Source organism: Pedobacter petrophilus (assembly GCF_009674725.1).
GTDB lineage: Bacteria > Bacteroidota > Bacteroidia > Sphingobacteriales > Sphingobacteriaceae > Pedobacter > Pedobacter petrophilus.
In genome coordinates, this window is the sequence record NZ_WKKH01000002.1 from 158,237 (window position 1) to 179,215 (window position 20,979).

21 protein-coding genes and 1 tRNA gene are annotated in these 20,979 nt (G+C 37.6%); 7 read left to right on the forward strand and 15 right to left on the reverse strand.

What is annotated here, in order from left to right:
- Nucleotides 1–56: 56 nt before the first annotated feature.
- The 13 genes from leuC to atpD form a co-directional block, all read right to left on the reverse strand.
- On the reverse strand, nt 57–1,463 hold the full coding sequence (leuC, locus tag GJU39_RS01910; protein ID WP_154278998.1) for a 3-isopropylmalate dehydratase large subunit: 1,407 nt from the start codon (nt 1,461–1,463) through the stop codon (nt 57–59).
- 99 nt (nt 1,464–1,562) lie between these two features.
- A complete protein-coding gene (gene ilvC, locus GJU39_RS01915) occupies nt 1,563–3,044 on the reverse strand; it encodes a ketol-acid reductoisomerase (RefSeq protein ID WP_154278999.1) in 1,482 nt (493 codons plus the stop codon).
- A gap of 109 nt (nt 3,045–3,153) precedes the next feature.
- On the reverse strand, nt 3,154–3,618 hold the full coding sequence (locus GJU39_RS01920) for a DinB family protein (RefSeq protein ID WP_154279000.1): 465 nt from the start codon (nt 3,616–3,618) through the stop codon (nt 3,154–3,156).
- 103 nt (nt 3,619–3,721) lie between these two features.
- Nucleotides 3,722–4,360: an acetolactate synthase small subunit gene (gene ilvN, locus GJU39_RS01925; protein ID WP_154279001.1), complete on the reverse strand. Its 639-nt coding sequence runs from the start codon at nt 4,358–4,360 to the stop codon at nt 3,722–3,724.
- Nucleotides 4,361–4,443: 83 nt separating this feature from the next.
- Nucleotides 4,444–6,192, reverse strand: coding sequence for a biosynthetic-type acetolactate synthase large subunit (ilvB, locus tag GJU39_RS01930; RefSeq protein WP_154279002.1), 1,749 nt, complete (start codon nt 6,190–6,192; stop codon nt 4,444–4,446).
- 80 nt (nt 6,193–6,272) lie between these two features.
- Complete coding sequence (locus tag GJU39_RS23495) at nt 6,273–6,479, reverse strand: hypothetical protein (RefSeq protein WP_209437575.1); 207 nt, start codon at nt 6,477–6,479, stop codon at nt 6,273–6,275.
- Nucleotides 6,476–6,844: an ORF6N domain-containing protein gene (locus GJU39_RS23500; RefSeq protein WP_209437576.1), complete on the reverse strand. Its 369-nt coding sequence runs from the start codon at nt 6,842–6,844 to the stop codon at nt 6,476–6,478. The genes GJU39_RS23495 and GJU39_RS23500 overlap by 4 nt, the downstream gene beginning before the upstream one ends.
- Before the next feature lie 43 nt (nt 6,845–6,887).
- Nucleotides 6,888–8,570, reverse strand: a complete 1,683-nt coding sequence (gene ilvD / locus GJU39_RS01940) for a dihydroxy-acid dehydratase (protein WP_154279003.1) — start codon at nt 8,568–8,570, stop codon at nt 6,888–6,890.
- A gap of 229 nt (nt 8,571–8,799) precedes the next feature.
- Nucleotides 8,800–9,378 carry an O-methyltransferase gene (locus GJU39_RS01945; protein ID WP_154279004.1) on the reverse strand — a complete coding sequence of 193 codons (579 nt, stop codon included), beginning with the start codon at nt 9,376–9,378 and terminating at the stop codon, nt 8,800–8,802.
- Between the two features lie 5 nt (nt 9,379–9,383).
- The gene (ilvE, locus tag GJU39_RS01950; protein ID WP_154279005.1) at nt 9,384–10,274 is read right to left on the reverse strand and encodes a branched-chain-amino-acid transaminase; all 891 of its coding nucleotides are present in this window, start codon (nt 10,272–10,274) and stop codon (nt 9,384–9,386) included.
- Between the two features lie 557 nt (nt 10,275–10,831).
- Complete coding sequence (locus GJU39_RS01955) at nt 10,832–11,437, reverse strand: hypothetical protein (protein ID WP_154279006.1); 606 nt, start codon at nt 11,435–11,437, stop codon at nt 10,832–10,834.
- A 255-nt stretch (nt 11,438–11,692) separates the two neighbouring features.
- A complete protein-coding gene (gene atpC / locus GJU39_RS01960) occupies nt 11,693–11,938 on the reverse strand; it encodes an ATP synthase F1 subunit epsilon (protein WP_154279007.1) in 246 nt (81 codons plus the stop codon).
- Nucleotides 11,939–12,025: 87 nt separating this feature from the next.
- Nucleotides 12,026–13,528, reverse strand: coding sequence for a F0F1 ATP synthase subunit beta (atpD, locus tag GJU39_RS01965; protein ID WP_154279066.1), 1,503 nt, complete (start codon nt 13,526–13,528; stop codon nt 12,026–12,028).
- A 161-nt stretch (nt 13,529–13,689) separates the two neighbouring features.
- On the opposite strand from atpD, the gene GJU39_RS01970 reads away from it, so the two are divergent.
- The 5 genes from GJU39_RS01970 (at nt 13,690) to obgE (ending at nt 17,905) form a co-directional block, all read left to right on the forward strand.
- A complete protein-coding gene (locus GJU39_RS01970) occupies nt 13,690–14,595 on the forward strand; it encodes an SDR family oxidoreductase (RefSeq protein ID WP_154279008.1) in 906 nt (301 codons plus the stop codon).
- A gap of 112 nt (nt 14,596–14,707) precedes the next feature.
- Nucleotides 14,708–15,172, forward strand: a complete 465-nt coding sequence (locus GJU39_RS01975) for a redoxin domain-containing protein (RefSeq protein WP_154279009.1) — start codon at nt 14,708–14,710, stop codon at nt 15,170–15,172.
- 99 nt (nt 15,173–15,271) lie between these two features.
- A tRNA-Arg gene (locus GJU39_RS01980) sits at nt 15,272–15,345 on the forward strand.
- 882 nt (nt 15,346–16,227) lie between these two features.
- Nucleotides 16,228–16,797, forward strand: coding sequence for an adenylate kinase (locus GJU39_RS01985; RefSeq protein WP_154279010.1), 570 nt, complete (start codon nt 16,228–16,230; stop codon nt 16,795–16,797).
- A gap of 112 nt (nt 16,798–16,909) precedes the next feature.
- A complete protein-coding gene (obgE, locus tag GJU39_RS01990) occupies nt 16,910–17,905 on the forward strand; it encodes a GTPase ObgE (protein WP_154279011.1) in 996 nt (331 codons plus the stop codon).
- Nucleotides 17,906–17,953: 48 nt separating this feature from the next.
- On the opposite strand, the gene GJU39_RS01995 is transcribed toward obgE, so the two are convergent.
- Together GJU39_RS01995 and GJU39_RS02000 are read right to left on the reverse strand one after the other, a co-directional pair.
- Nucleotides 17,954–18,583 carry a YdcF family protein gene (locus GJU39_RS01995; RefSeq protein WP_167515630.1) on the reverse strand — a complete coding sequence of 210 codons (630 nt, stop codon included), beginning with the start codon at nt 18,581–18,583 and terminating at the stop codon, nt 17,954–17,956.
- Nucleotides 18,584–18,752: 169 nt separating this feature from the next.
- Entirely contained in the window at nt 18,753–19,118 is a 366-nt protein-coding gene (locus tag GJU39_RS02000; RefSeq protein ID WP_154279013.1) for a YtxH domain-containing protein, read from the reverse strand.
- Nucleotides 19,119–19,233: 115 nt separating this feature from the next.
- Here GJU39_RS02000 and GJU39_RS02005 point away from each other — a divergent pair, with 115 nt between their 5' ends.
- Nucleotides 19,234–19,614 carry an OsmC family protein gene (locus tag GJU39_RS02005; RefSeq protein WP_154279014.1) on the forward strand — a complete coding sequence of 127 codons (381 nt, stop codon included), beginning with the start codon at nt 19,234–19,236 and terminating at the stop codon, nt 19,612–19,614.
- Between the two features lie 83 nt (nt 19,615–19,697).
- Nucleotides 19,698–20,945, forward strand: a complete 1,248-nt coding sequence (locus tag GJU39_RS02010) for a DUF2130 domain-containing protein (protein ID WP_154279015.1) — start codon at nt 19,698–19,700, stop codon at nt 20,943–20,945.
- Nucleotides 20,946–20,979 lie beyond the last annotated feature (34 nt).

Genomic DNA, 20,979 nt, shown 5'->3' on the forward strand with positions numbered 1-20,979 from the left:
TATTTTGTCGCAATGACGAATGGATATGCCTTTGCTTAAGCTTTCATCTTTACGCTTTAAGCTTTTTCAAGTATTTCCCTTACATCGGTAATTACACCTGTTACAGCAGCAGCAGCAGCCGTTAACGGACTAGCCAATAACGTTCTCGCATTTTGCCCTTGCCTGCCTTCAAAGTTTCTGTTCGATGTAGAAACACAATATTTTCCGGCAGGAATTTTATCTTCGTTCATTCCTAAACATGCACTGCAACCCGGTTCTCGTAACTGAAATCCCGCAGCTTCAAAAATTTTATCCAAACCTTCGTTTATCGCTTGTTGCTCTACTTGTTTAGAACCTGGAACAATCCAAACCGTAACATTGGTTGCTTTGCGTTTGTCTTTTACGAAAGCAGCAACCTCACGTAGATCTTCGATGCGGGAATTTGTACAACTTCCAATGAAAACATAATCTACGGGTTTACCAATCAAAGCCGCATCATCATCAAAGCCCATGTAATCTAAAGCTTTCTGGTAAGAAAGTTTTTCTTTTTCAGGCTGAGTATTCGTTGCCGGGATATTTTCCTGGATGCCCATTCCCATTCCCGGGTTGGTTCCATAAGTAATCATTGGTGCAATATCTGCAGCATCGAAAGTTAACACGCTATCGAATTTCGCATCAGCATCGCTGTATAACGTTTTCCAGTAAGCAAGCGCTTTGTCCCATTCTTCGCCAGCAGGGGCAAATTCTCTTCCTTTAATATATTCGAAAGTAGTTTGATCTGGTGCGATTAAGCCGCCTCTGGCCCCCATTTCTATACTCATATTGCAAATCGTCATCCTGGCTTCCATACTCAAAGCCTCGATTGCCGAACCTGCATATTCAATGAAATATCCTGTTCCACCGGCTGCAGAAATCTGAGCGATGATGTATAAAATAATGTCTTTTGCGCCTACGCCTTTTTCCAGCGTGCCATTTACCTCGATCTTCATGGTTTTAGGTTTCGACAGCAATAAACACTGCGTGGCGAAAACCTGCTCTACCTGCGATGTTCCGATACCGAACGCAATCGCTCCGAAAGCGCCATGTGTAGACGTGTGACTATCACCGCAAACCATTGTTTTACCCGGTAAGGTAATGCCTAATTCAGGGCCAATTACGTGTACAATGCCTTGAAAAGGGTGCCCCAAGCCATACAGTTCAATGCCAAATTCTGCACAATTTTTAGTCAGCATATCCACCTGATAACGGGAAAGCTCTTCTTTGATTGGCATTAGCTGGTTTAACGTAGGTACATTATGATCGGCAGTAGCTACCGTTTGCTTAGGACGTAAAACCGGTAAGCCTCTTTTGCGCAAGCCATCAAATGCCTGAGGAGAGGTTACCTCATGAATTAAGTGTGTATCAATGTATAAAATATCAGGAAATCCTTCTTCACTTTTTACAATGTGTGCATCCCAAATTTTTTCTACTAATGTTTTTGACATTTTGTTTTGTATTTAATGTTGTCAGTCTGAACTTGTCGAAGACTTTTCAATGAATAAAAAGAATTCCTTCGACAAGCTCAGGATGACATTCTTTTTATTCTATGCAGTTTTAATCGCCTTCATGGCAGTCATCGCTTTACGTAAAGTCGCACCAATTTGCTCTACTTCGTGAGAACGGATTGCTTCGTTCACATCAATTAGTGTTCTGTTATCCACACCACCATCTTTGCCTTCGTTGAAGTTTTTACCTACTAAATCGGTATCTACTTTTTTCATAAAATCAGCTAATAATGGTTTACAAGCCTGATCAAATAGATAGCAACCGTACTCAGCGGTATCAGAAATCACACGGTTCATTTCGAACAATTTCTTGCGTGCGATGGTGTTTGCAATCAGCGGTGTTTCATGTAATGACTCATAATAAGCAGATTCTGGTTTAATTCCTGCCTGAACCATGGTTTCGAAAGCCAATTCAACACCAGCACGAACGAAAGCAACCATTAAGGTATAGTTATCAAAATATTCTTGTTCAGTAATTTTTACATCGCCTGCAGGAGTCTTTTCGAAAGCAGTTTCACCAGTTTCAGCTCTCCATGCCAATAGATTTTTATCACCAGCAGCCCAATCTTCCATCATGATGCGGCTAAATTCGCCACTCATAATATCATCCTGGTGTTTTTGAAACAACGGACGCATAATGTCTTTTAATTCTTCAGAAATTTCGAAAGCTTTAACTTTGGCCACATTGCTTAAACGATCCATCATGGCTGTAATACCACCTTGCTTTAATGCTTCGGTAATTACTTCAACACCATATTGAACCAATTTAGATGCATAACCAGCGTCGATTCCTTTTTCTACCATTTTATCAAATGATAGGATAGAACCTGTTTGCAATAAACCACAAAGAATGGTTTGCTCGCCCATTAAATCAGATTTAACTTCAGCTACGAATGATGATTTTAACACACCAGCACGGTGGCCACCGGTACCTACCGCGTAAGCTTTAGCCTGTGCCAGGCCTTTACCCTGAGGATCATTTTCGGGGTGAACTGCGATCAGTGTTGGCACACCAAAACCACGGACATATTCTGCTCTAACCTCGCTGCCAGGGCATTTAGGTGCCACCATAATTACGGTTAAATCTTTACGGATTTGCATGCCTTCTTCCACAATATTAAAACCGTGAGAATAAGATAATGTGGCTCCTTCTTTCATTAACGGCATAATGGCATTCACAACAGCAGTATGTTGTTTATCTGGCGTAAGGTTAATTACTACATCAGCATTTGGAATTAATTCTTCGTAAGTGCCAACATTGAAGTTGTTTTCTGTTGCATTTTTCCACGAATCTCTCTTGCCTTCAATAGCGGCTGCGCGCAACGTGTAGCTTACATCTAAACCACTATCTCTCAAATTTAACCCTTGGTTTAAGCCTTGTGCGCCACAACCAACAATCACTAATTTTTTGCCTTTTAATGCGCTTACGCCGTCCAGAAATTCAGAACTGTCCATGAAATCGCAAACACCTAGTTGGTTTAATTTTTCTCTAAGAGGTAATGTGTTAAAATAATTTGACATCGTTTTTTATTGGTTAATTTCTATTTATATTCTTTCTACTTTTCTTCGGTTTGATTTCACCGACTTCATTGTTCTGTTTAGGTATCAAAAACCCTGTACCTTTCTACCCTCAGCCTACTTGTTTCTTCAGCGCCGATGCATAACCAAAATGCAGGTTATCATGACCAACCGTTGTAATCAGCACCTCTTCAATACTTTTCATTTCTATATAAAAAGTTGAAGTAGCAAAAGGATTGATGTTTGAAAATACGCCATTAGCATAATCATCTTCAATTTTTTTAATGCTATCCAATGCAATGGTTTTCAATTCGGCTACTTCTTCTGCCGTAACCGTATACGTCGGACGCGTATCTTTCTTATAACTCTCCACAAACTTAAATGCGCTCGCATCTGGTAAAATACCGGTGCGAACATAACAAAGCAATTGTGTGCTCACTACGATATGGCCGAAGTTCCAGATAATGTTGTTATTGTACCCATTCGGGATATTGTTCAACTGCTCAATGGTTAATCCATCAATCAACTGAATAAATGCCTTTCTCGAGTTGATTATAAATTCAAATACTTGTTTCATTGTTCTTTTTAGTATCAAGTAGTAAGTATCGAGTATCAAGCTTAGATACCTTTATACTTTAGTATTTCAGCTTTTACCTTTAGACTTTCAGCTTTGTGCTCAACTACATTGTAAATATTTTCTCTCCCTTATCTAAAAACTCATTCTCTACCAGTTCTTCTCCAGGTTCGAAAGCCTCAAACTCTTTTAATTTCTCGTGGAAACCAGCACTATCTTTAATAATGGCAACTCTTGCCGAGCGGACAAACTCAATTAGTTCATAAGGTTCTAGAGCTTTTACCAATGCATCAGTTTCTTCTCTGTGTCCGGTTACAGCAAAAACGGTATAATCTTTTCGAATTACAACTGCACTCGCTCCATATTGTCTCAGCAATCTTTCTACGGTAACTTTTTCTGCAATTTCATCAGTAGAAACTTTGTATAAAGCCAGTTCCTGCCAAATGATTTCCTCATTGGTGTTGAAATAGACTTTCAAAACCTCAATTTGCTTTTCAATTTGTCGGGCAAGCTTTCTAACTACTTCATAACTTTCGGTAATTACAATATTGAAACGGTGTATACCATCAATTTCTGATGCCGAACTGTTTAAACTTTCGATGTTGATTTTTCTTTTCGAAAAGATAATTGCAATCCTATTTAATAAACCAATACGATTTTCAGCATAAACCGTGATGGTATACTCCTGCTTACCGTCTATATCGGCTTGATCTATTTTATGTTCTATTGTGTTTTCAGTACTCATGTTTCTTAGATTTAGGATAAAGGAGTAATGAATAAGGACATGAATTAAATCCTTATTCTTTGTTCCTTGCTCTTTGTTCTCAATTATTTCAACCTTATTTCACTTACGCTCATTCCTTGCGGAACCATTGGAAAAACGTTATTTTCTCTTCCAACCATTATCTCTAAAAGGTAAGAGCCATCATGATTAATCATCGTCTCCAGGGCTTGCCTTAAGTTTGCACGTTCATCTACTTTGTCCGCTGCTATATAATATGCTTTAGCCAAAGCCACAAAATCAGGACTGGTGATGTTTACAAACGAATAACGTTTATCATGAAATAATTGTTGCCACTGGCGAACCATTCCTAAAAAGCGGTTATTCAGAATTAAGATTTTAACTGCGGCACCAAATTGCATAATGGTACCCAGTTCCTGTGGAGTCATCTGGAAACCACCATCACCAATAATGGCAATAACCGTTTTATCAGGAGCACCATATTTTGCGCCAATTGCTGCTGGCAAACCAAAACCCATGGTGCCTAAGCCACCCGAAGTAATGTTACTGCGGGTATTGTTGAATTTTGCATATCGGCAAGCTACCATCTGGTGCTGACCAACATCTGTGACGATTATTGCGTCACCACCGCAAATTTCATTGATATTGCGCAATACTTCGCCCATTGTCATTTCATCACTGGTTGGATACAGTTCTGGTGTAATTACCTGGTCTATTTCCTGCTGATTATAATCTCTAAATTTGGCGAGCCATTCATCATGGTTTTTTGCATCAACCAAATTGGTTAATAGTGGTAAGGTTTCTTTACAATCGCCCCAAACGCCAACATCAGCCTTAACATTTTTATCAATTTCCGCCGGATCAATATCCAGGTGGATAATTTTAGCTTGTTTTGCATATTTATCTAAACGGCCGGTTACACGGTCATCGAAACGCATGCCAATAGCGATTAAAACATCACATTCATTGGTTAAAACATTAGGGCCATAATTACCGTGCATACCTAACATGCCAACGTTTAAAGGATGATCGGTTGGGATGGCGCTTTCTCCTAAAATTGTCCACGCCGCGGGGATTCCACTTTTTTCAATGAAAGTTTTAAATTCTTCTTCAGCGGTTCCCAAAACAACTCCTTGCCCAAATAATACAAATGGTTTTTTAGCAGAATTAATTAAAGCAGCTGCCTGCTCAATATATTCTACCCGAACTTTTGGTTTCGGGCGGTACGAGCGAATATGGTTACATTTTACATAATCAGGAAATTCTTCCACCTGCAATTGTGCATTCTTCGTAATATCAATTAAAACAGGACCCGGTCTGCCACTTTTAGCGATGTAAAAAGCTTTCGCTAAAACTTCAGGGATTTCTTTGGCATCAGTAACCTGATAATTCCATTTGGTAACTGGCGTAGTGATGTTAATTACATCAGTTTCCTGAAAGGCATCTGTTCCTAAAAGATGTGCAAAAACTTGTCCGGTGATACAAACCAGTGGTGTACTGTCGATTTGTGCATCAGCTAATCCTGTAACCAGGTTCGTTGCGCCTGGTCCGCTGGTTGCGAAAACCACACCAACCTGACCACTTGCTCTTGCAAAGCCCTGCGCTGCGTGGATTCCTCCTTGCTCATGACGAACGAGAATATGCTGCAATTTATCAGCATAATCATAAAGGGCATCGTAAATTGGCATAATGGCACCACCCGGATAACCGAAAATAGTGCTTACACCTTCTTCAATCAATCCATTTAACAGAACTTGTGAGCCTGTTCCCTTAAATAATGTTTTTGAGGTTTCTGCTTTGGCCTCGGTTTGTAACGTATCTTGTGCAGTTTCCATAGTCTCTATTCTATATTCGTTTGATCGAATTGTTGAAGTGTTGGTTTTAGTTTTACTATGATTTGTGTATTCACGAACCATTATTTTTTGTTGATTTTGAATCCTATCTTCTCTCTGGTCTCCCACTTTTTTTGAGCGATCTTTTCATCAAGCAGGTTATCCATTGCGTCGTATAATTGATTCAATTGAATATCATGTTCTTCAATTCGCTCCTTAATTTCCTTCAGACGGTCATTGTCATTATGCGGTTGAAGAAAAATCCTTCTAGTGGCCACAAAAGCCCTCATATGGCAATGTTCATATTAATCGCCTTATCACTTTTCAAAACCCCACTTAGCATTGCTACGCCTTGTTCTGTGAATGCATAAGGCATATTGCCTCTATGTTTTTGAGAACCGGTCACAATTTGTGACCGGTTAGGGTCTTCGTTTAGAAAAGTATCTTTCTTCTCATTTTGCGCAACGATTATTAGCCATTCATTTGCACTCAATTGAAACATAAAATCATCAGGAAAACGCTTCAAATTACGTTTTACCGCCTGGTTCAGTACTTTCGTTTCCACTTCGTAAAGCCATGCCAAGTCAAAATCCAGCATTACCCGCTCATCCCGTATCGTGTAAATTTTACTTTCAATGCTTTTTATAATTTGCATATTGTAATTATTTAGGTGTTAAATAGCCGGGATGACTTTCAATCTAATATTCGTCAGTTACACAACCACTGGCTGCGTCTGATACTGTTTTAGCATATTTAAATAAAACACCTTTTGTTACTTTTAATTCTGGTTGAACGTATTTTGCTCTTCGCGCTGCGATAATTTCTTCGCTCACCTGAAGGCTGATGATGTTGTTTACTGCATCAATCAAAATCCTGTCTTCATCTTCAACCAGGCCGATTAAACCACCTTTGTAAGATTCAGGGGTAATGTGACCAACTACGAAACCGTGTGTTCCGCCAGAGAAACGCCCATCGGTAATTAAGGCTACAGATTTACCTAAACCAGCGCCAATAATTGCGGAGGTTGGTTTTAGCATTTCAGGCATACCCGGAGCACCTACCGGACCAGAATTTTTTATTACGATGACATCGCCAGGTTGAACCCGTCCGCTTGAAATACCAGCGATTAAATCATGCTCACCATCAAATACACGTGCCGGACCTTCGAATTTTTCACCTTCTTTACCAGAGATTTTTGCCACAGATCCTTTTTCCGCTAAGTTTCCATAAAGAATCTGTAAGTGACCGGTTGCTTTAATCGGGTTGTTTAATTTTTGAATAATTTTCTGATCGTAATCCATTATAGATTTCACATCAGCTAAGTTTTCAGCCATTGTTTTGCCGGTTACGGTAAGGCAATCCCCATGCAATAAACCTTCATCTAACATATACTTTAATACCGCAGGGATGCCGCCATACTGATGTAAATCCTGCATTAAGTATCTACCACTTGGTTTAAAGTCTGCCAATACAGGTGTTATGTCACTCATTTTTTGGAAATCATCTTGTGTAATTTCAACACCGATGGCTTTACCCATTGCGATAAAGTGTAATACTGCATTGGTACTTCCACCTAATATGATGATAGAGCGAATGGCATTTTCAAATGCTTTTCTAGTCATGATATCAGATGGTTTGATATCTTTTTCTAATAAAATTTTAATGTATTTTCCGGTATCTAAACATTCTTGTTTCTTCTCCGGACTAATAGCAGGATTGGAAGAGGAGTAAGGTAAACTCATACCCAAAGCTTCTATTGCCGATGCCATTGTATTTGCCGTATACATGCCACCACAGGCGCCTGCACCCGGACAAGTATGCTTGATAATGCCCTGATAATCTTCTTCCGATAGATTACCGCAAATTTTCTGACCTAAAGCCTCGAATGCAGAAACGATATTTAGTTCTTCACCTTTATAATGGCCTGGGGCAATTGTTCCACCATAGACCATAATTGATGGACGGTCTAAACGTGCCATGGCCATGATTGCGCCTGGCATATTTTTGTCACAACCTGGAATGGAGATAATGCCATCATAATATTGACCCCCACAAATGGTTTCAATACTATCAGCAATTACATCTCGACTAACCAAAGAGTAACGCATTCCATCAGTTCCGTTGCTCATTCCGTCGCTTACGCCAATGGTGTTAAAAACCAAGCCCACCAAATCATTTTTCCAGACGCCTGCTTTAACGTCTTTTGCAAGGTCGTTAAGGTGCATGTTGCAGGTGTTACCATCGTAACCCATACTTGCAATACCGACTTGTGCTTTTGCCATATCTGCATCGGTTAAACCGATACCATAAAGCATAGCTTGCGCCGCAGGTTGGGTGGGGTCTTGTGTAAATGTTTTACTGTACTTGTTTAATTCGCTCATTGTTAAAATGTATATTCTGGTTCTGTTAGTTATAATAATTTGAGGGGCAAAAAAAAACCGCCTCGTTTGGGAGGCGGTTTCAATTTTGTATATTTTATATTATACGCAACGATACTCGCCTCTCTGTTTAGAAATGACAATAATCAGGTTGCTAATAATGTTTGTGTTAAAATTCATGTATTCGTCTGAACACAAACATACTAACTTATTGAACTATGCAAAGAACTATTTAAAGTATTTCCCTAATTTTTACTGCGATTACAATCCCTGTTGCCCAAACTTGTGTGGTCACGTGCAAATCTGTTCTGGATTCTAAATCATTCATCAACTTAATTGCTTTTTCCTGATGTCCTTCAGGCCAATTTGATTGAGGCAACATATCATCTATTATATATAAGCCACCTTTTTTTAGCATAGATAAAGCTTCATCCAAAAGCAAATATTTTCCATGCCAGGTATCTGCAAATATATAATCGTATTTATTTTGTTTATTTTTCACTATCCATTCGCTACCATCTGTTAAGATGAGATCGAGGCGATTATCAGCACTCAAAAATGCTTTAGCAATGCTTAAAAACTTATCATCATTATCAATAGAAGTTAGGGTAGATGCCTGATCCATTCCATCTAATATCCAGGTGGTAGATAAGCCTGTGCCTGTTCCAAGTTCCAAAAAATTACCAGCTGGTTTTGCACTGGCAAGCGTTCTAAGTAATGAACATGTCAACACATCAGAAGCCATATCAAAGCCCGAAGCTATAGTTGCTTCTTTGATTTCCTGATAAGCTTTAGGTAGTTGCTGGTTCATTTTAATTAAATGATGACTTCATAATTTACTTTTTCTAATACGAGGTTTTTATACGCACGTTGTATCGTATAGCCGATAGATTCTCTCCACAAGCTGCGGAATACGATATCATCTATCGAAGCAATACCTGCAACTTCTGTAGCCGTGCCACACAAAAAAGCGCTATCTGCATTTCTCAGATCTTCTACAGTTAGTTTTTTCTCGATGCATTCGATATCTAAAACGGTACAAAGCTCTTTAACTGTTGCGCGGGTAATTCCTGGTAAAATATTTCCTACGGATGGAGTATAAATTTTACCATCCTTTTCAAGGAAAATATTTGCCCCAGATGCTTCAGCTACAAAACCGTGCATGTCTAAAAGCAAAGCCTCATCGTAACCTTTAATGTTTGCTGCGGTAGTGGCTAAGATAGAGTTAACATAGTTTCCGCTCAATTTTGCTTCCATCGGCGTAGATTTCGGGTTTGGCCTTTCGTAATCTGAAATGGTTAATTTTAATAATTTATTTCCAGAATAGGCATCCCAATCCCAGGCACAGATAAAAATTGAAACACCAGTTGGCTCATTCAATTTCATGTTGGGATGGCAAAAAACCAAAGGACGGATGTATGCGTCTTTAAGCTTGTTTAATGTAAGAAGCTTATAAGTTTCTTTGATGAGTTCTTCTTTATCCCATGGGAATGGAATATTGGCCAGTTTGCAAGAGCGTTCTAAACGATCAAAATGGGCAGCGGCTTTGAAAATGCGATTGCCATTATGGGTTTTGTATGCCCTAATGCCTTCGAAAGCGGCATAACCGTAATGTAACGACTGCCCGTATAAGTCAGTGCTACTATCGGCAGCTTTCTCAAACTTCCCGTCAAGGTAAATAATCGTATTAGAATTGTAGTATTTCATAATACCTGTTTTGTTATTTAAAAAAAGCGTCCCGTTTGTATCGGGACGCTTTAAGTATATTTTAGTTTTTTAATTCTATTTATAAGCTACCCGATTTCTTTCCCCATAAAATATTTAGGAGTAGGAGATTAAGTAAAATGACAGGTAACAACACTACGCGTGCAGCAGAGATTGCAGTAGCGTTAATTGTAAATGTGTTATTTGATGATATCATTATTGCCTTATTGTTTATAAAACCAATTTAGTTTTTGGTTTATTAATATGCAAGGGAAAATAAAAAAAAAATGAAATCGGAATTTAATTCTGAGAAGAAGTGGTATATAAAAATGTTGTTCTGTAGTATTGTGAATTTAGTGATTTAATGTCGATGGGTGTAGACTAAATATCAAAACGGTATACGGTATGTTTGTTATGCTTGCATTGCAAATCTTATGGTTTTCTGCTTAAAATTGTATTTAGTATGATATGTTTTGTTTTTTTTAGACAATTATCAGGTGAAAAATAATGGGTATAAAAGGCATTAATTAAACTTAGCTTCTTAGGTTATTATGCATACCTTAATTAATATAATTTTTTTCGAACGGTTTAAAGGTTTGTATTTTAGGTAAGGGCCTGATTAGCGATTTACTCTTTTTTTTAGTTAAAATTTTTTCTGAACCTAATCCTTGGGTTATTTCAGTTCTCCATCCCGATATCAAATTAAATTCGGTTAAAGTTGTGGTGTTTTTGCCATCCCATGTAGATTTGGAGAAATAAATTAATTCAAAATTTCCGTTTATAAACCTAAACCTATGTTCGGCCTGGCCTCCCGCTGTCTCGGAGATCATTTTTAAATAGCCATCTTCAATGAAGAAATATGGAATTTGATATTCATTGGGTAATCCTTTCCTGTAAACAGGATACATCGGTTCTATTATTCTGGTAGAAGCAAAAAAGAGTGTGGGCTTTTTTTTGTGTTGTGATAGATAGATTTTCAATTTTAAGGGAACAGTTTCATTTACGGTATCCATCATAATTAAAACTTTGTCTTTAATGCCGTCTTTATTTAAATCGCCTTCTTCCTCCCTGATCTTTACAACAAAGTTATCTTTCGGGCCGTTGCTTTGTGCATGTGCATTAATTTGAAAGATTAGGAGTACGAATGTATAAAACAGGTTTTTCATGTATAGTAGTGTAAGTTTTAACTTAACGGGCGTATTTTATATAAAGCTATAATTTAATCGTTTACAAAATGGATGGAGATTGTTTTAACTTAAAATTGAGGGGCAGAAAGTGGTTAACAGGTTTGTAGTGCCCAGGTGTTTTACCCTATCAGTTATTATCAGTTATCCAAATAACATAACGGTCAGACAGCAATACCATATAACAAAAAAGCCCTTAAGATTTCTCTCAAGGGCTCTTTATTATTATTTATATGATTAAGCGATACCTTCTGCTAAAACCACAATTTTATTGTGAATGGCTTCAACAACACCACCTTTGATAAAAAAGCGTTGTTCATCAACTTTGTTGGCTTTGATAATCACTTCTCCATCTTCTAAAGTTGAAATGATTGCTGCATGGTCTTTCAAAATCTGAAAAGAACCTAAAGTACCAGGAACCGTAACTGCAGTTACTTCACCTTCGAAAACTTTTTTATCCGGAGTTAATATTTCTAAATTCATTCTTTTTAAAATTGAGTATCAAGTACCAAGTATCAGGTATCAAGATTGGATTTTGCTGTCTTGATATTTGATACTCAAATCTTGCAACTAGTTCGCTTCTGCTAATAATTTTTTACCTTTTTCGATGGCATCTTCAATGCTACCAACTAAGTTAAATGCAGCTTCAGGATATTCATCAACTTCACCATCCATAATCATATTAAAACCTTTGATGGTATCTTTAATGTCTACCAATACACCTTTTAAGCCTGTAAATTGCTCAGCTACGTGGAAAGGTTGAGATAGGAAACGTTGAACACGACGCGCTCTTGATACGATTAATTTATCTTCTTCAGATAATTCGTCCATACCTAAGATTGCAATGATATCTTGCAATTCTTTATAACGTTGTAATGTTTCTTTAACCCGTTGAGCAGTATTATAGTGTTCATCACCTAAAACAGCAGGAGAAAGGATTCGTGATGTAGAATCCAACGGATCTACCGCAGGATAAATACCCAACTCAGCAATTTTACGTGAAAGTACTGTGGTTGCATCTAAGTGGGCAAATGTTGTTGCCGGTGCAGGGTCAGTTAAATCATCCGCAGGTACATATACAGCTTGTACAGATGTAATTGAACCACGTTTAGTTGAGGTAATACGCTCCTGCATTAAACCCATTTCAGTTGCCAGTGTTGGTTGGTAACCTACTGCAGATGGCATACGACCTAATAAAGCCGATACCTCAGAACCTGCTTGGGTAAAACGGAAGATATTATCAACGAAGAAAAGGATGTCTTTTCCGGCACCTTCGCCATCGCCATCACGGAAATATTCTGCAACTGTTAAGCCTGATAATGCTACACGTGCACGTGCGCCAGGAGGCTCGTTCATTTGACCGAAAACCAATGTTGCTTTAGATTCTTTTAATTTTTCAGTATCAACAGCTTTCAAATCCCATCCACCTTTTTCCATAGAGTGTAAGAATTCGTCACCGTAGTTAATAACACCTGATTCAATAAACTCACGTAATAAATCGTTACCCTCACGAGTACGCTCACCAACACCTGCAAATACTGATAAACCAGCATAAGCCTTAGCGATGTTGTTTACCAACTCCATGATTAATACCGTTTTACCTACACCAGCACCGCCGAATAAACCGATTTTACCACCTTTTGCATAAGGCTCTAATAAATCGATAACTTTAATACCTGTAAAAAGCACTTCAGTTTCAGTAGATAAATCTTCAAACCTAGGAGGAGTAGCATGAATTGGGCGGCCACCTGTTTTATCAACAGCAGTAATACCATCGATGGCTTCTCCAACCACATTAAATAAACGACCTTTAATTTGGTCGCCAACTGGCATTTTAATCGCTGAACCAGTATCAAGTACATCCATTCCACGAACTAAACCGTCTGTAGAGTCCATTGAGATTGCACGAACACGATCTTCACCTAAGTGTTGTTGAACTTCTAAAACAATTTTTTGTCCATTTTCTTTCGTTATTTCTAACGCATCAAAAATTTTAGGTAGATGGGCATCATCAGCAAAGCTAACGTCAACCACTGGGCCGATAATTTGTGCTATTTTTCCTAAGTTAGGCATATCTGTTGTGAGTAAATTTATTACAGTCAATGAATTAAAGCGGTTTGTAAGGGCTCCAATTCGGTTGGCAAAGTTAAGTTATTATTAGTAAATTTTAAATATATATTGGAAATTTTTCCAAGAGCTTTTTAATGGGTATTTTCGAACCTCAAAATCTTCAAATGAAAACTATTTTAGTTACCGGTAGTAATGGCCTTCTTGGTCAAAAAATTACCGAAAAAATCTTAACTGAAGGGCGGGTAAACTTAATTGCAACTGCTAAAGGTGCAAACCGATTTCCTGTAAATGGCGGTTACGAATATGCTGAAATGGATATTCTAAATGCTATTCAAGTTAAAGAAGTGTTGGTAAAATATAAACCTGATGCGGTTATTCACACGGCAGCGATGACCAATGTGGATACGAGTGAGGCTAATAAAGAATGGTGTTATCAATTGAATGTAACAGCAACTCAGAATCTGGTATCGCTTTGCGAAGATCAAAACATTCATTTTATACACCTGAGCACCGATTTCGTATTTGATGGCGCCGATGGTCCGTATCTGGAAAGTGATAAGCCAAATCCCCTAAGTTACTATGGAGAAACTAAACTGCTTGCCGAGGTCGCGGTGCAGAAATCAAATGCAGCCTGGACTATTTTAAGAACGGTGTTGGTTTACGGGATAACTCATGATATGAGCCGGAGCAATATTGTGTTGTGGGCAAAGGGTGCATTGGAGAAAGGGGGGGCGATTAATGTGGTGAATGATCAATGGCGGACACCAACATTAGCGGAAGATTTAGCGGAGGCTTGCTTATTGGTTGCTGAGAATAATGCGAAAGGCATTTACCACATCTCGGGTAAAGATTATATGAGTATTGCAGATTTAGTAAGAAAAGTTGCCGATTATTGGTTGCTGGATCAATCGTTAATTTTAGAAGTAAGTTCGGTAAGTTTAAACCAGATTGCCAAACGCCCCGGTAAAACAGGCTTCATATTAGATAAAGCAATTAAGGAGTTGAAATATAATCCACATAGTTTTGAGGAAGGACTCAAAATGGTAGATGAGCAGCTTAAAAGGCATTAGTTTATTTAATATTAATTCTATGCTTTATATTGTATTGCAATGGGTAAACGTTAATGAACTATTGCACTTATGAACATTGTCCATTAAAATAATAAACACTAATATATATTATATGTCATTACAAATTGGCGATCAAGCCCCGGATTTTAAATTATACAGTTCTGATTTGGCAGAAGTATCCTTATCAGCTTTCAAAGGTAAAAAAGTTATTATTCACTTTTTTCCGATGGCTTTCACAGGTACTTGTACAGCGCAATTGTGTACGATGAGAGATAATTTTAGCTTTTACGAAGGGATAAATGCCCAGGTTTTAGGTATTTCTGTTGATTCTCCATTTTCTTTAGCGAAGTTCAAAGAAGTTCAGAATTACCAATTCCCATTGTTGTCTGATTTCAATAAAGAGATATCAGAAGCTTATGGTGCTTTTTATCCTGAATTTGTATTTGGATTAAAAGGTGTTTCCAAAAGAGCCGCTTTTGTGATCGATGAGGAAGGTAAAATTGCATATGCTGAAGTTTTAGAAGATGCAGGTGAATTGCCTGATTTTAAAGCGATTGATGATGCCTTAAAAGCATAGTGGCATTATTGCGAGAAAAATCTGAGATTTTTTTTAAAAATTAATTGGAAATTAAAATCTCAAATTATACCTTTGCAGTCCGTTAACGATACGGAAAACGCATTTGTAGCTCAATTGGATAGAGCATCTCACTACGGATGAGAAGGTTTGGGGTTCGAATCCCTACAAGTGCACAGAAAGAGGATTTCAATTTGAAGTCCTCTTTTTTTGTTTACAGGGTTTTAAGCTAGGTTCAACAACGTTATTACTAATCACACCCTTGTGCCTTAATATTTTCTAGTCACCTACAATCTTACCTATTTAAAGAATTTACCTATTGTCATTATTTTAATTAAGCATCTCAAATATTAAGAAAATTATATTGAAGATTTTAGCTATTAGTTTGAATATCGGTAAAATAGATAGTTTCAAATCTGCTTATTTTTCATGTTTTTGGGATAATAAGCTTTTTCATGAAAATATCATCTGTTATTCCGGCTGCAAAAATAATTGAAATGTTGCATTATATAAATCCTTAGTGGGTTTCTAGAGAGGTACATTCTATTTATAGAGCGATGCAAAAACGACTCTATTTTTCTTTATTTTATCCTTTTGTAAAAGAAATGATGTAAGGAGAGCAGTCTTAATTGGGCCACGAAGAGTTTGGTAAAACGGTGATGATGTTTCATACTATTGATGCTTATTAACCTATAATAATATAACAATATCATAATCTATCTTAATATTTGATATTGAGCAGTTTCATTTGATAGGAATAGATGTCTAATTATTACGTCTAAGCTAATCAAAACCACAATTTTATAATTTCATTTGCTAAATCAGCATCAAATCCTTGTGATATTTAGTTCAAGATACATAATCCCTTAGGTTCTTCTTGAAATAATTTAGATACGATTTAAACTGGCTTGTTTTTAAATAAAACTTGAATAATAAATGCCATCTAAATTAATAATTATATATTTGCAGCCTTGAAAGGCAACACTTTGTGTTTAACTTTCTTTGTATAGCCATAGGAATAAGGCTTTTTAATTTTAAAGATAACCTAAACCACGTTAATGCTTAATTTAGTTCTCTTTGGCCCTCCAGGGGCGGGTAAAGGCACCCAATCTGAAAAACTGATTGCGAAATATCAGTTAGTACATGTTTCAACAGGCGATCTTTTTAGAGCACACGTTAAAGGAGAAACAGAGTTAGGAAAAAAAGTTAGTCAATTGTTAGCTGATGGAGAATTGGTTCCGGATGCGATTACAATAGCGATGCTTGAGGAAGAAGTAGATAAAAATCCTGATGCAAAAGGATTTGTATTCGATGGATTTCCACGCACTGTTCCACAAGCAAAAGAACTTGATTTATTTTTGGAGCGTAAAGGCAGTAGTATTGCCGGTGTTATTGCTTTAGATGTTGATCAGGTAGAATTAACAAAACGCATCGCTGAGCGCCATAAAGTGAGTGGCAGACCAGATGATGATGCAGAAAAGTTGAAAAAACGTATTTCAGAATACTTCGAAAAAACCATTCATGTTTTACCTTACTACGAGGAGCAGGGAAAGTTAGAAAAAGTAAACGGAATTGGTGAAATAGAAACAGTTTATAGTAATCTCTGTTCGGTTATTGATAAATTTTAATACCATATTTTAAATCTGAACATCCGCAAAAAAAGCATTAGTTGTTTTTTGCGGATGTTTGTTTTTTAGCGATTTTTGCAATTAAAATCGTAAATCTAAAATCGTAAATAATATGTCGCAGGGTTCGAATTTCGTAGATTATGTAAAAATTTGTTGCCGTTCTGGTAAAGGCGGGGCGGGTTCTGCACATTTACATCGTGATATTTTAACATCAATGGGCGGTCCTGATGGTGGTGATGGCGGTCGTGGAGGCCACATCATTGTTGTAGGAAGTAGCAACATCTGGACATTATTACACCTTAAATACCGCAAGCATATTATTGCTGAAGATGGATTAGCGGGCGGAAGTTCTCATAAATTCGGCAGGCAGGGTAAAGACGAAATTTTAGAGGTTCCACTTGGAACAATTGCTAAAGATGCAGAAACAGGGGAAGTGCTTTTCGAAATTACCAAACACGGTGAAACAAAGATTTTAACACCGGGCGGCCGTGGCGGATTAGGCAATGCACATTTTAAAAACTCTGTACAGCAAACGCCTAGGTTTGCACAACCAGGCGAGCAAGGTAAAGAAGTATGGAACATTCTGGAGCTTAAAGTGCTGGCAGATGTTGGTTTGGTTGGTTTCCCGAATGCAGGCAAATCCACTTTACTATCTGTAGTTTCTGCTGCAAAACCAGAAATCGCCGACTATCCGTTTACCACCATTGTACCTAATCTTGGAATTGTAAGTTACCGCGGCGGAAAATCTTTCGTAATGGCTGATATTCCCGGAATTATCGAAGGTGCATCCAAAGGAAAAGGTTTGGGCTATCGGTTCCTCCGTCATATAGAGCGTAATTCTGTCCTGTTATTTATGGTTCCGGCAGATACCAGCAGATCAATCAAAGAGGAATACGAAATTCTAAAGCGTGAGTTAGAATCATACAATCCAGAATTAATGCAGAAGCCGCATGTGTTGGCCATCACTAAATCTGATATGTTAGATGAAGAGTTAATAGCCGAAATGAAACAGGATTTACCAGGTATTCCATCAATTTTTATTTCATCTGTAGCAGAAAAAAATATCCTTGAGTTAAAAGATATACTTTGGAAAGCAATTGAGGGATAATATGCGTCAGGCGACTGAGTTGAGTTAAATTTTGAGATTAAAGTAATGTTAACTTCGTATTCTATCTACGATGAGGCCAACCCATTCCTTCAGGATATATTCCCAGTAGCTTAACGTACCCGCATCCGGAAGGTAATAATCTGAAATATTGTAATGTGCCTTTCCAATAAAATCTGTAGGATAATAATCAAGTTCACGGTTAAAGACTTTATTGAAAATCATTTTTGAACGAGGAATATGCCAAGCACTCGTAATAACCATCACAGATGAATTTGGCTTGTTATTATTAATCAGAACAAGGCTATACTTTGCATTTTCAATCGTATTTTTGCTTTTATTTTCTATTATCACCGCCGTATCTGGAATGCCAATTTTTTTCAAATAATCTGAAGTTAAATCCGCTTCAATAGATTCTGAACCAATCAGCTTGCCTGAACCTCCGCTTATTAAAATTTTGTTAATGATACCAGTCTTGTATAAATAAATGGTTTGAACAAGCCTGTCACCCCTTTCATTCACAGCAAATTCATCGCTTTGCGTAGATTTTGAGAACCCACCTAATAATATGCCAACATCATACTTCTTTTTTTTGGGATATTCAGCTTCATAAAAATTATAAACTTTACCTGCTAAAAAACGATTGGAGAAAACGAAGAGTAAAATAACAGCGAAAATCAAAAGATTTTTTTTGCGTATTTTACTCTTCGAAAAAAGACTAAATAATAAGGTTACAAACACCCAAACAATGGGTTGTAAAATAAAAATTAAGATTTTTGAAAAAATAAATATCATTTGGCGGTTTCAAAACCAAATGTAATTAAATTAGCGTATCTACCTTAGTTAATAATTATCCTTGTCCTTCGTCTGTTTGCACATTTTCATGTGCATGTTCAATAATTTCTTTAATATCTGATTTTGGCTTCTTTACAGGCTTTTGCTTGAAATGTGGCACTTCATGTTCAACAATATCTTCTTCTATCGCTTCAACACCGAATACTTTCTCCTTTAGTAAGTTATATTTATCCTTAAAGCCGTAACGTAGAGTTTTTGCACCACCAGCAATTTTTTCTCTTGTACCAGCACCACTATCTGGTGCAAATAAAACACTTACAATGGCACCTGCCGCTAAACCTGCTACTAATGCCAAAGCAATTTGAGCATTGTTGTTCGATTTATGTACTAAATATTTTCCGATTAACTTTCTGTATTTCATAACTATGCGTTTTTAAAAAGAACAATTGCTAGTTGAGAATGTTTGGAGAAATCTAAATCAGATAGGATAGCGCATAATATTGATTAAGTTTATTATCCAAAACAGAAGTAGAAAGATGGTAAAAGCAACGATAAATAAAGAACATTATGCTTGTTCGGTAACCAATGGCACACACGATATTGTGGTAGATGAGCCGTTCGATTTAGGGGGAACAAATAAAGGTTTTGCACCGAAGGGATTGCTCATGGCATCTTTGGCATCTTGTGTAGCCATCACCTTGAGGATGTATGCCGATCGTAAAGAATGGCCGATTGAAAAAATCGAGGTTGAGGTTAATATCGATACCGAGAATGGTGAAACTGTATTTTTTGAAGTGATCACCTGTACTGGCCAGTTAACAGATGAACAAAAAAGCAGATTGGAAGACATTGCATCTAAATGCCCGGTGAGTAAAATTTTAACTGTTGGACATGAGGTGAGATCCAAAGTGCTTTAAAAAGGTGCAAAACTCGTTTACATAAACCTGAAAAGCTTTAATATCTTTGTATAACTTCAGTTTTTTCTGAAGTGAAATTATTTATGGCTACCGAAATTAAATGTCCTAGTTGTGCCCATGTTTTTCCTATGGAAGAAGCAATGGCCGAAGATTATAAGAAAGAGCTGCGTGAGAAAATGGTTACTTTTACTAAACAGAAGGACGAAGAATTTCAGCGTAAGCTTGCTGCGATGGAGAATGAAAAGCAACTTCAGCAAAAAGCTTTCGATCTGAAACTTGCAGCTGAGAAGACCAAATTAAAAGATGATTTAGAAGAAAACCTACGCAAAAGTATTGCTGCCGATTTCGAAACTAAATTGCAAATGCTGGAAGGCAATGCAAAAGATAATGAAGAAAAATTAAAACTTGCACGAGAGAAAGAATTGGAATTTCTGCGTCGAGAGCAAAGTCTGAAGCTAAAAGAAGAGGAAATGGAGCTAGCTTTTCAGCGGAAAATGCAGGAGCAGCGCAATGAATTGGTGGAGCAAATCCGTAAGCAGGAGGCAGAGAAAAATAGCATTAAAGATACTGAACATCAATTGCGTTTGAGGGAACTTGAGAAACAACTTGATGATCAGAAAAAACTGGCTGAAGAAATGAAGCGCAAAGCGGAGCAGGGCAGTATGCAGTTGCAAGGTGAAGTGCAGGAATTGATATTGGAAGAGCTATTGCGGAGTAACTTCCCTTTTGATATGATTGAAGAGGTTGGAAAAGGGGTTCGTGGCGCAGATTGTGTTCAGGTGGTGCGCAACCAGTTCGGACAGGAATGCGGTAAAATTATTTATGAGAGCAAGCGGACCAAGGATTTTGGTGGCGATTGGATAGAAAAACTCAAAAAAGACATGCGCAGCATGGGGGTTGATGTTGCGGTAATCGTAAGCCAGTGTTACCCTAAAGGAATGGATTGTTTCGGGCAACGTGATGGTGTCTGGATTTGTTCTTTTGAAGAAGTTAACGCCGTTGCTTATATGCTTCGCGATGGTATTCTCCGTTTATCAACTGCAATGAAATCACAAGAAAACCGTGGCGATAAGATGCATATGCTATACGATTATTTAACAGGCGCAGAATTCTCCGAGCAATGGAAAGCGATTCGTGAAGGTTTTATGAGTATGAAGTTATCTATCCAGCGGGAACGCGATGCCATGGAACGTTTGTGGAAAGCCCGTGAGAAACAACTCGAAAAAGTATTGCTAAATGCAACGCACATCCGTGGCTCTATCGAAGGGATCGCCGGAAACGACAGCATTCAATTGAGTTTAACTGATGATGAGGATTTGTTACTGGATTAAAATCATCTTTGCATCTAAGGAATCTGAGAACATC